This window comes from Cruoricaptor ignavus, from assembly GCF_014961145.1.
GTDB classification, from domain to species: domain Bacteria; phylum Bacteroidota; class Bacteroidia; order Flavobacteriales; family Weeksellaceae; genus Cruoricaptor; species Cruoricaptor ignavus.
Map to the genome: position 1 here is coordinate 978,681 of NZ_CP063145.1, position 13,922 is coordinate 992,602.

At 49.9% G+C, this 13,922-nt stretch carries 9 protein-coding genes and 4 tRNA genes; 1 reads left to right on the forward strand and 12 read right to left on the reverse strand.

The features are described from left to right. Nucleotides 1–34: 34 nt before the first annotated feature. The 11 genes from IMZ16_RS04685 to rpsU form a co-directional block, all read right to left on the reverse strand. Entirely contained in the window at nucleotides 35–3,148 is a 3,114-nt protein-coding gene (locus IMZ16_RS04685; RefSeq protein ID WP_193440691.1) for an efflux RND transporter permease subunit, read from the reverse strand. A gap of 12 nt (nucleotides 3,149–3,160) precedes the next feature. Continuing rightward, nucleotides 3,161–4,267 carry an efflux RND transporter periplasmic adaptor subunit gene (locus tag IMZ16_RS04690; protein ID WP_193440692.1) on the reverse strand — a complete coding sequence of 369 codons (1,107 nt, stop codon included), beginning with the start codon at nucleotides 4,265–4,267 and terminating at the stop codon, nucleotides 3,161–3,163. Nucleotides 4,268–4,278: 11 nt separating this feature from the next. Continuing rightward, nucleotides 4,279–5,520 (reverse strand): TolC family protein, encoded by a 1,242-nt coding sequence (locus IMZ16_RS04695; protein WP_193440693.1) that lies wholly within the window; start codon nucleotides 5,518–5,520, stop codon nucleotides 4,279–4,281. A 69-nt stretch (nucleotides 5,521–5,589) separates the two neighbouring features. Next, a complete protein-coding gene (locus tag IMZ16_RS04700) occupies nucleotides 5,590–6,948 on the reverse strand; it encodes a sensor histidine kinase (RefSeq protein WP_193440694.1) in 1,359 nt (452 codons plus the stop codon). Next, nucleotides 6,945–7,625, reverse strand: a complete 681-nt coding sequence (locus IMZ16_RS04705; protein WP_193440695.1) for a response regulator transcription factor — start codon at nucleotides 7,623–7,625, stop codon at nucleotides 6,945–6,947. The genes IMZ16_RS04700 and IMZ16_RS04705 overlap by 4 nt, the downstream gene beginning before the upstream one ends. Nucleotides 7,626–7,695: 70 nt before the next feature. After that, a tRNA-Thr gene (locus IMZ16_RS04710) sits at nucleotides 7,696–7,767 on the reverse strand. A gap of 168 nt (nucleotides 7,768–7,935) precedes the next feature. Next, nucleotides 7,936–8,008: transfer RNA gene (locus IMZ16_RS04715), tRNA-Gly, on the reverse strand. Between the two features lie 47 nt (nucleotides 8,009–8,055). Further along, nucleotides 8,056–8,136: transfer RNA gene (locus tag IMZ16_RS04720), tRNA-Tyr, on the reverse strand. 12 nt (nucleotides 8,137–8,148) lie between these two features. Further along, nucleotides 8,149–8,222 (reverse strand) — tRNA-Thr (locus tag IMZ16_RS04725). A gap of 133 nt (nucleotides 8,223–8,355) precedes the next feature. Further along, complete coding sequence (locus IMZ16_RS04730; protein WP_193440696.1) at nucleotides 8,356–9,243, reverse strand: tyrosine-type recombinase/integrase; 888 nt, start codon at nucleotides 9,241–9,243, stop codon at nucleotides 8,356–8,358. A gap of 77 nt (nucleotides 9,244–9,320) precedes the next feature. Continuing rightward, nucleotides 9,321–9,518 (reverse strand): 30S ribosomal protein S21, encoded by a 198-nt coding sequence (gene rpsU / locus IMZ16_RS04735; protein WP_073177453.1) that lies wholly within the window; start codon nucleotides 9,516–9,518, stop codon nucleotides 9,321–9,323. A gap of 61 nt (nucleotides 9,519–9,579) precedes the next feature. On the opposite strand from rpsU, the gene IMZ16_RS04740 reads away from it, so the two are divergent. After that, nucleotides 9,580–12,774, forward strand: coding sequence for a UvrD-helicase domain-containing protein (locus tag IMZ16_RS04740; RefSeq protein ID WP_227411568.1), 3,195 nt, complete (start codon nucleotides 9,580–9,582; stop codon nucleotides 12,772–12,774). A gap of 145 nt (nucleotides 12,775–12,919) precedes the next feature. On the opposite strand, the gene IMZ16_RS04745 is transcribed toward IMZ16_RS04740, so the two are convergent. Further along, on the reverse strand, nucleotides 12,920–13,921 hold the full coding sequence (locus IMZ16_RS04745) for a glycosyltransferase family protein (protein ID WP_193440697.1): 1,002 nt from the start codon (nucleotides 13,919–13,921) through the stop codon (nucleotides 12,920–12,922). Nucleotide 13,922 lies beyond the last annotated feature (1 nt).

Below are 13,922 nucleotides of genomic sequence, written 5' to 3' on the forward strand. Positions count from 1 at the left end.
ATAAATTTAGATTATCCGCAAATATACATTTTTTTTATATTGATCTGCGGCCAGGCCTTACGCCTCTACCTTCGTGGTTGAATATCCGGAAAATCACAGGGAAGATCAGCAGGGTAAGCACCGTGGCCGTCTGCAGCCCGCCGATGATCACGATGGCAAGCGGCTTTTGCGACTCCGAGCCTATGCCCGTGGAAAGCGCAGCGGGTACCAGCCCTATGGTCGCCATCAGCGCCGTCATCACCACCGGCCGCGTGCGGTCGCGGATGCCTTTGGCAATGGCGGTATCCACATTCATTCCTAATTTTATATTTTTATGAAATTCCGTGAGGAGAATCACGCCGTTCTGGATGCATATCCCAAACAGGGCAATGAACCCCACACCGGCAGAAATGCCGAAATTCATCCCGGTAAGGTGCAGCGCGATGATGCCCCCTATGAGCGAGAAGGGGACATTCGCCAATACCAGCAGCGCGTCCTTCATATTACCGAAAAGTATGAATAGGAGGAAAAATATCCCGAGCAAACTTATAGGAACCACCTGCCCCAGCCGCTTTGTGGCACGCTGCTGATTTTCGAACTGCCCCGTCCATCCCACCCGGTACCCCTCCGGGATTTTGATTTCCGAGACCTTTTTCTGCGCCTCTGCGATGGTGCTGCCCAGGTCGCGGTCGCGGATGGAGAACTTGATACCGATGTACCTTTTAATATCATCCCGATAGATAAAGGCAGCGCCATTCTGCCGGCGGATGTTGCAGATTTCCCTCAGGGGGATGAGGCCTCCCTCCTGCGTGGGCACCATCAGCTGGGCAATATCGTTTTCATCCTTCCGGTAATCCTTTTCGTAGCGGATGCGGATATCGAAGCGCCGCTCGCCCTCGTAAAGCGTGGAAGCCGTGACGCCTCCGAAAGCCGCCTCCAGCACAGCCTGTGCATCGTCCAGCGACACGCCGTACTGCGCCATCTTCTGCCGATTGAGAATTACCGACACCTCCGGCTGCCCGATGTTTTTAATGATGCCCGCATCCTCTATCCCTTTGATATCCTTTATTTTATCTAAAACTTCTTTGGCAATACGGTCCAGAGTGCGAAGATTATCGCCATAAATCTTGATGCCGTTTTCTGCCTTAAAACCTGCCACCGCCTCTGCCACATTATCCGAGATCGGCTGTGAGTAGTTGTAGGTCACCCCCTGATACTGCCGCAGCTTGCCGTCCATCTCCCCTATCAGTTCGTCGTAGGATATTTTGCGTTCCCATTTCTCTTTCGGTTTCAGGTTTACGGCAAATTGTATAAATCCGAAGCCGTTGGGGTCGGTGCCGTCGTTGCTGCGCCCGGTTTGGGTAAGCACCCCGGTGACTTCCGGCAGGCTCAGGATTTCTTTTTTAAGTTTCTCGGTTGTTTTCAGGGATTCGTTGAGGCTCGTGCTCATTGGGAGCTCTGCAGTCACCCACAGGGCGCCCTCGTTCAGTGTCGGTAAAAATTCCGTCCCGAGAAATTTAGCCGAGAACAGCGTGATGACAAGGAATGCCAGCGCCGCGGCGAGGCTGCTTTTCTTGTGTTTAAAGGTATAAACGAATGCCTTTTCCACAATCCTGTCCCAGAACTGTACGAATTTATTATGCTTCTCGCGCACATTTTTGTTGAGCAAAATATGGCACAGCACCGGCACTAGCGTAAGCGTGAAGAGCAGCGCGCCCAGCAGTGCGAAGCCCAGAGTATACGCCAGCGGGGAGAACATCTTGCCCTCCACCTTCTGGAAGGAGAATATCGGCAATAGCGAGGTGATGATGATGAGCTTTGAGAAAAAAATCGCCTTGCCAAGCCCCGCGCCAGTATTTTTTATCCAGCCGCCCTTCGCCATCCTGTTGAAGCGCTCCATCCCGTATTTTGATGCTTTATGATCCAGCATTACAAAGATTCCTTCCACCATTACCACAGCCCCGTCTATAATGATTCCGAAATCTATCGCGCCTAGGGAGAGGAGGTTGGCGCTCATACCAGCCAAATTAAGGCAGAAAAAGGCAAACAGCAGCGACAGCGGTATCACGAGGGCGACTATGAGCGTGGTGCGCCAGTCCGCCATGAAGAGGAAGACCACCACCGTCACCAGCACGATGCCTTCCAGGAGGTTGTGCTCCACGGTGCTCGTGGTGAAATCCATAAGGTCCTGCCTGTCGTAAAATGTTCTGAGTTTTACATCCGGCGGGAGGATCTTCGTGTTCAGCTCCTCTATTTTTTCTTTTACCGCCTTCAGTACTTCTTCAGGGTTTTCGCCTTTGCGCATCACCACGATGCCTGCTACCACATCGTTTTTATCGTTAAGCCCTGCCTGCCCCACTCTGGGTAGGGAGCCTTCCTCCACCTTTGCTATGTTTTTTACCAGGATAGGGTTCCCGCGGTCGTTCCTTACGATTACATTTTCGATATCCTGAATGCTGCCCAGCAGCCCGATGCCGCGCACCACATAAGACTGGCCGCTTTTCTCAATCACATCCCCGCCCACATTCAGGTTGCTGCGCGACACGGCCTCGTGGATCGCCGCCGAGGTAAGCCCGAAGGTTTCCAGCTTTCTCGGGTCTATGCTGATGAGGTAAATTTTTTCCTGACCGCCGAAGACATTGACATCTGCCACACCCGGTACGCCGCGTAGCGCCCTATCCACCACCCAGTTCTGAAGCGTCAGCAATTCCCGCGAATCGCGCTTTGGGCTCTCCAGCGTGTAGCGAAAAATCTCGCCCGTGGGCCCGTAGGGGGGCTGTACCTCCGGCTCGGCGCCGTCTGGGAGCTCCACGGTGCGGATGAGGTTATTCACCTGGTTTCTTGCAAAAGCATCCTCTACGCCATCATCAAACATTATTTTAATGATGGACAGGCCGAACATCGTGGTGCTGCGGATGTTTGTTTTCTTCTGCAGCGGGCTCATCGCCAATTCCACCGGGGTGGTCACGAAGCGCTCCACCTCCTCGGCGCTGCGGCCGTTCCACTGGGTGATGATGGTTATTTGGGTATTGGTAACATCCGGAAACGCATCTATCGGCATCTGCCGGAAGCTGATGATGCCTGCTACCGTCAGTATTGCGACCCAAAAAAATGTAAAGCCCTTGTTCTTCAGCGAAAAGGCGATGATATTTTTTATTAATTTGTTCATCTTTTTATAAGGTTAATATGAAAGTGCCTGGTAGATCATCAGCTGATTGCCCGTAGCCACCCTTTCTCCCCTGGCTAGCCCCTCCGAGATGTAGGCGGTATCTTCCGTCTGGCTAAGGACCTGTACCTCCCTTACCTCCACATCCTTCTCGGAGCGGTACACCACCACGAAGTTTTTATTGTCATCAAAAATCAATGCTGCCGCAGGTATGGCGATAGCGGAGCTTGCGGTGGCGTTTCTCACGGTGATGGTCGCTTTACTCTCCGGTATCAGTTCGCCGGTGGTGTTTTCCAGATTTACCCTCGCCTGCATGGCATTGGTTTCCGGGTTGATGACTTTTATAATCCGGTCTATCGTCCCGGGGTAGCTTTTCCCGGGGTTGGCAATGGTGGATACCTGCACCCTCATCCCTGTCGATATTTTGCTGATGTCGCTCTCATTCACATTCACCAGCGCCCAGACATTTTTCGTATTGGCGATATCGAAAATATTATCGCTGCGGTCGCTGCGGAGCTGCATATCCTTGTTGATGTTTTTATAAACCACATATCCGGAGATTGGCGCGGTGACGGTGTAGATATTCCCGTTTTTAATGTTGTAAATCTGGCTGATCTGGCTGGCGCGGCGCAATTCATCCTGGGCGCGCTGCACACGGCTCTTCGCCTCGGCTACATCGCTGGAGGTATTCAGGCGGCTGTCGTACAGTTCCTTTTGCACCCTCAACTGATTCTGCGCCACAGCGAGTTCGTTCTTGGCATCGCTTACATCCCGCTGGACATCAGAGAGCTCCGTAGAGCGGATGGTGGCGAGCGCCTGTCCTTTATGCACATAATCGCCGAGGCTTACATAAACATTCAGCACATTGCCGCCCACCAGCGGATATACATCGATGTACTGATTCTGGTCTGTGGTAATTTTCCCAAAAAACCTGAGCTCTTCCTCCACCGGGGCAGCCTGCGCGGTGGCGAGCGTCAGCCCGCTGAGCATGGTTTCGGTAAGGCTGAATTTCTGAGCTTCCGCCGGCTGGGGAGCTTGGTTTTGCGGCTCTTTTTGGCAGGAGCCCAGCACAAGGGAGGCAGTTGCCGTGAGGATTATTGATTGGATGAAACGGTTTTTCATTTGAAAAGATTTTAATTAAAAGGAACCTGAATCAGGCGGCTGATTTCTTCTGCATCGGTCAGCACCTGCAGCTGCATATCGCTCAGCTGCATCATCGTTTCATTGAAACTTTCGAGGAAATCGGTAAAGTCTATCAGGCTTACATTCCCCCGTCGGAAATTCTCCGTCATACCTAGGAATACCTTCTCGAGATCCTGCGTATCCCGCTCAGATACGGAATTTAGAAGTGCGCGGCTGCTCTGCCATTGCCGGTATGCTTTCGCTACTTCGGCTTGCAGCTCCTGCTTGCGGTATTCGGCGGTAGCGCGTTTCTGCTGCAGTGCCGCATCTGCACCGACGATGTTTCCGTTGTTCTTCTTCCACAGCGGGAGGGGTATGGCGATGCCGGCATTCACTTCATTTTTAAAGACGCCCCCGTCCTGGTTGTATTGCAGGTATCCGCTAATATCCACAGTGTTCAGGGACTTCTGCCACTCCAGATAGCGGCTGCCGGATTCGATGTCCTTCAGGGCATAGAGGTATTCCGCATTGTTTTTTTCAGCTTTTATTTTCAAATCTTCCAGGCTGAGGAGCGGCTCGTGCTGTAGTGCGTAGCGGATTTCCTCAGCGGGGAATTCCGGCAGCAGTTCCTCGGGCAGGCCCGTAAGTATGCGCAAATTCTTTTCTGCCTCGGTGATGGCGCTTATGATTTCCGCGCGCTGGGCTTTTAAATTAATAACTATGGCATTCAGCCTTACCGCATCTTTCAGGGATACATTCCGGCGCTCCGCCTGCTGCCTGTACGCCTTTACCAGATCCGCGAGGTAGCCCAGCTGCAGGTCGATGTTTTCAATCTTCTTTTGGCTGAAGTATACCTCGTATGCCGACTGCCGGAGCCTGGCGAGCAGCTCTACCGCCAGCTGCCTGTACTGCAGCTGCGCCAGTTCTTTATTGGCGCGCCAGTATTCTACCTCTTTTCTGCGCTTTCCGCCGAGCAGAAACAGCTGCGAAATTTGCAGGCTTTTGTAATTTCCTACATTGAAGAAGGAGGGCTTTTCAGGATTAAGGGCATTAACTTCTAGCTGCGCCTCGGGCAGGTCCCAGATTTTTGCCTGGATGACCTCTGCATCCGCCTGAGAGATATTGTATTGCTCGGCGAGGAGCTGCAGATTATTCCTGCGGAATGCGGCTTCCATCTCGGGCAGCGTCAGCCTGGTTTGAGCGCCGGCAGCCGCTGAGACTGATAAAACTATTGCAGCAAAAACTTTTCTCATAGAAGAAATTGGAGCCGCAAAAATCAATTTACCCGATTAATTAACGCTTTAAAAAATCTTAAATTTCAATTAAACTTTTGGTTCGCCAGGAAAGGCGATACAGAATACATTCCTGCCGCCCTGCTGCCGGTAGGAAATTTCAGCCTTGTGGTAATCCAAAATCCTCCGGGAAATTCTCAGGCCAAGACCGGAGCCGGGTTTCCTGCCGGAATTCCCGCCACGGCTGAATGCCTGAAATATTCTCTCCCCGTCTCCAGGGGGAATAAGCTCGCCACTGTTGCTGATTTCAATGGTGATATTTTCCGATTGCGTGACGCTCACTTCCGCCTTTTTATCCTCAGAATAGAGGGCGGCATTCTTCAGCAGGTTATTAAACACTATCATCAGGAGGGACTTTGCGCCCATTACCGAAAAATCGGCGTCATCATTTTGGGAAGATAGGGAAAAATCCATCTCGAACTCGGGGAAGTTTTTTTTAATTATTTCAAAAGAATCAAAAATCACCTCATCAATCCTGATCGGGCTGAGCTCAAGGTTCTGGCTTTCCTCGGTCTTTGCCAGCAGCAGCAGGGACTCAAGTGTGTCGGAGAGCTGAAAAACATCCTCGCGTAACGACTGCACATAGCTGCCCACCTGCGCCTCTAATGGCAGCTCGGAGAGATTTTCCAGCCGGTAGGCTATCCTTGCCAGCGGCGTCTTCAGCTCGTGCGAGGCGCTGGAGGTAAATTCCTTCTGCGAAGAGTAGGCGCTGTCTATCCTTGCCAGCATCTTGTTAAAAACTTCCGCGAGGGTATTCAGCTCATCCCCGCTCCCGGAAACGGGCAGTTTCTCATCCAGATTCTGGGCAGAGATTTGGGTAATTTTTTTCTGAAAGATATCCAGCGGCAAAAGCATCCTATTCGTCACGAAATAGCTTAGCATCCATACGGAGGCAAGGCTGATGAGGTAGGAGAAAAGCAGGATGATCCTGAGATAGCGGAGCTTTTCCCTGCCCCAGCTGTCGTCCGCCTTGGTGAGGATGGTAAGCGGCTGCCCGGCTACCACCTCCCTGCGCGCAAAAATCTCCCACTGCCCCTCGCGGAAGAACTGCCTGTTTTTCCTGCGCACCTCTTCTAGTATCCGCCCATCCATCGCGGGCGCTGGGGCGTGCCGGTTGGCAAAAATAAGTTCGCCACTATCGTTATACACAAAGATTTCCTCGTTGAAGAGAGGGTCTTCGGTATCGATGGAAAGGATCTTCATCCCCGAATCCTCGATGGGAAGGGCCGAGAGGGCACGCATCGTGATTTCCGTACTCTGCTGCAGTCGAAGGTGGAATTCCTCCGTTCGGTAGTTGGAGAAAAGGAGATAAATTGCCAGCATCACCACGCTGAGCAGCACCGAAAAGGCGATGCTGAGCGCCAGGGACATCCGCTGCTTCAGATTCATTGCTTCCCCTGTATGTAGTAGCCGAAGCCCGGGCGGGTGTGTATCAGCTTAGGCTCAAACTCTTTGTCGATTTTCTTCCGGAGGAAGTTGATGTACACCTCTATGGTATTGGTATTCGTATTAAAATTAATATCCCAAACCGCCTCGGAAATCTGCTGCTTGGAAAATATCTGCCCGGGGCTCTCCGCCAGCAGCACCAGCAGCTGGTACTCCTTTACAGTCAGGGGGATCTCCTGCCCGTCGCGCCACACCTTCTTCTGCACCTTATCTATGCTGAGATTCTCCACCCGGATGATTTCTGCCGCATCCTCTGCCCTCTGCTGCCTCCTACCCAGCGCCTCTATCCTCATCATCAGCTCCTCAAACGCGAAAGGCTTTACCAGATAATCATCCGCCTGCCTGCCGAAGGCCTCCTTCTTATCCGAAATATCCCCGAAGGCAGAGATCATCAGGATCGGCGTATCAGCATCCGTTTCCCGGATTTTCGCACAGACCTCCAGCCCATTTACTTTCGGCACATTGATGTCCAGCAGATATAGGCCGAAGCTATTCCTGCGTATTTCCTTCAGAAATGCCTCGCCATCGTACACCTGCACTACCCCGTAGCCTCGGTTCTCAAGAAATTTACTTAATTCGGAGGAGAGCGTAGCATCATCCTCAAGCAAAAGGATTTTCATTCTCGGCTTTTTGCGAAATTACGACATTCTGAAAAAAAAGAGCTCCCTCAGCAAATGAAGGAACTCCCGGAGCCAACTATGGGATTTGAACCCACGACCTCTTCCTTACCAAGGAAACGCTCTACCCCTGAGCTAAGTCGGCAAAATCTTTAGCCGCAGTAATTTTTTTGGGCGCCTTTTCCGGCTATCCGCTGCTACTCCTCGCATCGCCGCTCCGCGGCTCTTCTGCGGGGTATCCGCTACTATCCGGGGCGCAATTACCGCAAACTTAAAAAAAAATCACAAGCCAAAAAACCGGGTTGTGATTTTGAGCGGAAGACGGGGGTCGAACCCGCGACATTCAGCTTGGAAGGCTGACGCTCTACCAACTGAGCTACTTCCGCGATTATATTGTGAGCAATATACCGTTGGTATGCACTGCTATAAAATGTGGGGAGAGCAGGATTCGAACCTACGAAGCCGAAGCAACTGAGTTACAGTCAGTCCCATTTAGCCACTCTGGAATCTCCCCAATTTTATACCGAGCCTCCAGAGGGATTCGAACCCACGACCCCGAGATTACAAATCACGTGCTCTGGCCAACTGAGCTATGGAGGCAAAAATTCTAAAGACCTTTGCTCTTTTTTGCGAGTGCAAATATACGCGAAGTTTTTGCAATCTCACAAATATTTCACCTCTTTTTTTTCTTAAAAATAGTTTTTAGTTTCTTAATTCATTGATTTCAAAACAGTTATTCTCCCGAGCTGCTCTTCGCGCGGGGGTGCGCTCCGCTGAAAACAGCCTTCAGCTGCTCTATGTCCGAATGCGTATAATCCTGCGTGCTGGCTATGCTCGTATGCCCCATCAGCTGGCGGATTTTGGAGATTTCTGCGCCGCCGTGCAGCGTGTGGGTGGCAAAACTGTGGCGCAGGATGTGGGGGCTCTTCTTGGCTTTCTGAGTGACTGCTGCCATTTGCTTGGTAACAATTTGGTACACCGCCTTCTCGTTGAGTTTTTTCCCCTTGGGAGTTAAGAAAAGCCGTTCCTCGCCATCCACAGCAGGGCGGTCTTGTTCAATATACTGGTGGATTTGCTCGACAAGCGCCGAGGAAATGGGGATGTTTCGTTCCTTTTTACCTTTGCCAAGCACGCGTATTTCTGGTTTTTCAAAATCTACGGAGCCAAGCGTGAGGGTGCAGAGTTCCGTGCGGCGCATCCCTGTCTGGTACAGCATCTCTACCACGAGCCTATCGAGCGCCGGGAAATCTTCCGCGGCAGACAGTTCCTCGAAATCCTCCATTTCTTCTGCGGAAAACGGCACTTGTTTTTCTCGGTAAAATTTCGGAGAGGAAATGCCTTCCATCGGTGAAGATTCTATTTCCCTGATTTTCAAGAGGAAAAGATAATACCCCCGCAGCGCGGAGAGCTTCCTGTTGATGCTGCGCTTGCTGATGCCCCGGGCGGAGAGGGCTGCCATAAAATTCCGTACCATACGGCGGTCGGCCTCAGGCAGATTTTCGTGCCCCTCGCTCTTTAGAAGAAATTCCTGAAAATCCTGCAGGTCTCTTCGGTAGCTTAGCACCGTATGCCCGGAATATTGCTTTTCCGTACGCAGGTAATCTAGGAATTTCTCTATCATTTTTAGGCAATAAAAAATCACTTACCAAATTTATAAAAATCTGGAAAGTGATAAATTTATATGGAAAATTAAGGGGCTTACGCCTGTTCTTCCAGGCTCTGCATACGCTGCTTGTGCGCTGCTCTCAGCCTTTGCTGGCGAAGCTCCACTGATGGTTTGGTGTATTGCTGCTTTGCTCTCAGCTTGCGCACCACGCCTGTTTTATCAAATTTTCTTTTGTACTTTTTCAGTGCTCTGTCGATAGATTCACCGTCTTTTACAGGGATTATTAGCATATTTTACATCTCATTTGGGCTGCAAATATAGACATTTTTTTTAAGTTTTTAAAATTTGAGTATGCTCTATTATAAAACCCTGAAATTAATTATTATCTTGCAGCCTATGGATCGACCGAAGAATTATACCGCCATCACTGCTTCCGCGGGAAGCGGGAAGACCTACGCACTGGTTCAGAGAATCCTGATGATTTGCCTCTCCCAGCCCAAAAACGAGCAGGCGATAGGGCGTATATTGGCACTCACCTTTACCAATAAGGCAGCCAACGAGATGAAGGAGCGCATCCTGAGCTGGCTGAAGGGTTTTACTAAAGACAATTATAAGGACAACCGGGACTTAATCAATATACAGGAGGCGCTGGCGGCGCGAGGCATACGGGTGCCCATGGAGGAGCTCCACGCGCGCTCCAGGGCGCTACTGGACTACATCTTGCATCACTACTCCACCCTGAACATCGGCACTATCGATAAATTTAACGCAAGGCTTGTGCGAAGTTTTTCGTACGAACTGGGGCTGCCCAGCCAGTTTAACATTGAAATAAATACCGAGCCATTCCTGGTGCAGGCGGTGGAACGGATGCTGGATGAGATCGGCATAGACGGGCAATTATCAAAAGCCTTCATGGATTTCGTGCATTACAATCTTGATAATGAGAAGCGCGTGAATCTGAACAAAGTTTTGTATGAAGGCGCCAAGGAGTTTGCTAGCGACATCCATTACGAAGATCTGAAAGGCAACGAGGGCTTCGACTGGGCGCGCTACGAGGCATCGAAAGAAAGGCTTCGGAAGGAAATTGCGGAGCACGAGGCATTGGCAATAGAAAACACGGAAAAAGCACTGCAACTAATGGCAAGCCGCAACCTGAGTGTATCTGATTTTGCAAATGGAAAAGATGGCATTGGCGGATTTTTTGTAAAATTCAGGTCCAATGGCTATCCGCTGATGTACGAGACAAAACAAGAAGAAGAGAGCCGAATTAACAAAATTCTCAAAGGTGCCTCCAGTACAAGTAAAAAGCGGGAGAGAGACATCGAAGAGGTATTGGATGAGCTTTTGGAAAGAAGGCAAACTGTTATTATCAACCATGTTTTATCCCTGAAAAAAAAGCACATCCTAAAGCAGCTGCTGCCACTGAAGGTGAACAAGGAGATCCAGGATCAGCTGAGGATGATAGAGGATGAGAATGATGTGCTGCTACTGTCGAGATTCAATGTGCTCATCGGGGAAAATCTGCGGAATGAGCCCTCGGCATTTATATACGAAAAAGTAGGCACGCAGTTCAGCCATTTTTTCATCGATGAATTTCAGGATACTTCGAAGATGCAGTGGCAAAACATGCTGCCGCTGAAGGACAATGCAGTCTCCGAAACTACCAACAGCTTTACGCTCGTGGGCGACCCGAAACAGAGCATCTACAGGTGGCGCGGCGGCGACAGCAGCCTTATGCTGAACATCATCAACGGCAGGGAGGAATCGCCGGTGGAGGTGAGCGTGGAGACGCTGGCAGAGAACTACAGGAGCGCAAAGAACTTGGTGGATTTCAACAATGAACTTTATGAATTCCTTTCTACAAAAAACCTGCAGGCAGACCACTGCGAACTTTTTTCTCTAAAAGCAAGGCAGACACCGCGGAAAGACATCCCGGGCAGAGTGAGGGTCTTCACTACCCCATATTCCCAACCGAAGGCCCCGTACATTGAGGCGGTGACGGACCAGATGCACCGGAGCATCCAGGAATTGGTGGAGAGGGGTTTCAACCTGAAGGACATCACGATCCTCTTCCGGAACAATGAGGATATCCGAAGTTTCTCCATCCTACTCGGTTCCAAAAAAATCGTGAGAAACGGTAATGAGGAATTCATTAAAACCATCTCCGACAAAGGCATCACACTGAATCTCTCGCTCACGCTGCGCGCGCTGATGGACTTCCTGCGGTGGGAGTGCAGCCCAGAAAATAACCAGCACGCCGTGACTATGCTCTACTGGCTGAATCGATTGGGAAGAATTGATATCAGCGACTTCACTGCGGAGATGCAGGAGATGCTCGCTCTGGGCTCCAGAAACGCTAAGCTGGGCTGGATGCAGGAAAGATTTGGTTTAAAACTGCATCGGGCGGGCAGCTCCCCACTGAACCTTTACAACTATATTGAGGGCTATCTGCACGAGTTTTCCGTAGAAGAGAAGGAAACGGATTTCCTTTTGAGTTTCCTGGAAACGCTGTATGGATTCAGCCAGAATTCTGCTGCAACCTTGAAGGATTTTGTGGCCTACTGGGAGGAGGAAGCATCGAAGATCTCCGTACAGGCGAGCGAAAGCATAGAGGCAGTAAAAATGATGACCGTGCACAGCGCAAAGGGGCTGGAATTCCCGGTGGTTTTCCTACCGGTGAGGCACGCCAATAAGGATTCGAAATTTAGTGAATGGCTGCCGATGGAGGGCTTTGAAGGACTGAAATCTGTAAATATTGAGCAGTTTAAGAAAGAGCTCGCCATTTATGACCGGGAGGTTGAAGAGTTTAATTCTGAAAACAATTATAAAAACCGAATCGACCGTTACTGCGTGCAGTATGTAGCGACTACCCGCCCCGTGGAGCAGCTTTTCCTCTTCCTAGAAAAACCATCCAGCAAATCCGTACCGACGGAGATTTTAGAATTCGCGCAGCAGAAAAACCCGGAGGGCCTCGATGAGTTCGACATTTATCCGGAGGAAGGCGATTCCTACAGCAAGCAGACGGGGAAGGCAGAGGCCAGACCGGAAACGATGCGCATTACCCAGCTTTCCGCGAGGGGTGAGGCGCGCGGCAATATTAAAATCGCAACCCCGTCCAGAAAGTATCAAAACACGAGGGCGGAAGTTAGGAACGGCATCTTCACCCACGAGATTTTATCGCAAATCAATTCAGCGGAGGATGTGGAGCGAATTTTAAGAAAGTACTTACTGAAAGGCGAAATCAGCACGGAGGAGAGGGATGAGATAAGAGCGAGAATTTTAAAAATTATAAATGATGAGAATTTCGGCCAGTATTTCCGCAAAGGCCTGAAAATCATCAACGAAAAAGACATAATGATAAGCGGCACCGATGGGGCAAAACTCTACCGCCCAGATAGGCTGATAGAGACCGGGGAAGGCATCTTCATCATCGATTTTAAAACTGGTGCGCCGAAAGATTCCCACAGACTTCAGGTAGAAAATTATAGGAAAATCCTGCTGCAGCTCGGCAAAAAAGTTGCCGGTACGGAGCTGATATACATTTAAAAAGGCAGCTCCCGGAATATCAGGACCTGCCTTTCCAACCATTAAAAAATAAAACTATGAAACTACTTCTGCAGGAACTGCATGGGTATTCTTTGGATTAAAGATTTTCTGAAAAGTTAAATCCGAAAAAGAAAATTTTTACAGTTTATTTCTCAAAGCCTTTTCCATCGCCATATTTCGCTACTAGATCAGCGATGATTTTTTCGGTTTCATCGGGAAAATCCACCGGAACCACCTTTCCGTTTTCCACCCAATCTTTCAGTTTTTTCCCGAATTCATCTTCCGACCAGACCACCGGAACACCCAGCTTTTCAAGGCCTAAAGCGTTGCACTGCTGCTCATACTGATTTTTCATCGGCACCGCTAACACCTTCTTTTTCAGGAACAAAGCTTCGGCAGGCCCTTCGAAACCACCACCAGTCAGCAAGCCTGCAGAATCAGCCAAGGATTCTAAAAATTTCTCATTATCTAGCGCAAAAACCTTGGCGTTTTTACGGCTGTAATCTTCCTTGGAATGCTTCGAGAAAATATGCCATTTTGAATCCGGCATTTTTTCAGTATAGCTCAAAATAAACTCGTCCGAATAAGCCGGAAGATAAACGGTGTAATGCCCTTCTTCCGAAGTTTTCAAATTACGAATTTCGCTACGAATAACCGGTTTGTTTATAAAATCATCAAAACGCTCAAAGTGAAAACCGATATAAGCATCAGACGGCGCATAATAATCTAAAATCAGCTTGCCCCAATGAAATCCTTTGAGCTGCGGTGTTTTCGGCGATTTGTACGCACACTGATGATTTAAGCCCACATTCTTCTTTCCACGAAACTTGCACGCCCAGGAAGTCACAGGCTCAAAGTCACTGATTATCAAGTCATAATCATTCACCGGAAGCCGTTTCAAATCATACAGAAAACGCAAAAACCGGAATTGCTTAATCGTGGCGAGAAAATCCACGCCGCCATTTTTCCCGAACTTGAAACCCAAACCGTGCAGCCGGTACTTCACCGGCTCTTCCAACCCAATTTCCACGTGGGTGCCGCTCACCACCAAATCCACAACGCCGTGCTTCTTCAAGTGCGGAATAATTTCACGGGCCCTACTGATGTGGCCGTTCCCCGTTCCCTGAATTGCGTACAATATTTTCATC

Coding starts and splice junctions, on each gene's coding strand:
- IMZ16_RS04685 (WP_193440691.1), bottom strand. CDS start 3,148: ATGAACAAATTAATAAAAAATATCATCGCCTTTTCGCTGAAGAACAAG.
- IMZ16_RS04690 (WP_193440692.1), bottom strand. CDS start 4,267: ATGAAAAACCGTTTCATCCAATCAATAATCCTCACGGCAACTGCCTCC.
- IMZ16_RS04695 (WP_193440693.1), bottom strand. CDS start 5,520: ATGAGAAAAGTTTTTGCTGCAATAGTTTTATCAGTCTCAGCGGCTGCC.
- IMZ16_RS04700 (WP_193440694.1), bottom strand. CDS start 6,948: ATGAATCTGAAGCAGCGGATGTCCCTGGCGCTCAGCATCGCCTTTTCG.
- IMZ16_RS04705 (WP_193440695.1), bottom strand. CDS start 7,625: ATGAAAATCCTTTTGCTTGAGGATGATGCTACGCTCTCCTCCGAATTA.
- IMZ16_RS04730 (WP_193440696.1), bottom strand. CDS start 9,243: ATGATAGAGAAATTCCTAGATTACCTGCGTACGGAAAAGCAATATTCC.
- rpsU (WP_073177453.1), bottom strand. CDS start 9,518: ATGCTAATAATCCCTGTAAAAGACGGTGAATCTATCGACAGAGCACTG.
- IMZ16_RS04740 (WP_227411568.1), top strand. CDS start 9,580: ATGCTCTATTATAAAACCCTGAAATTAATTATTATCTTGCAGCCTATG.
- IMZ16_RS04745 (WP_193440697.1), bottom strand. CDS start 13,921: ATGAAAATATTGTACGCAATTCAGGGAACGGGGAACGGCCACATCAGT.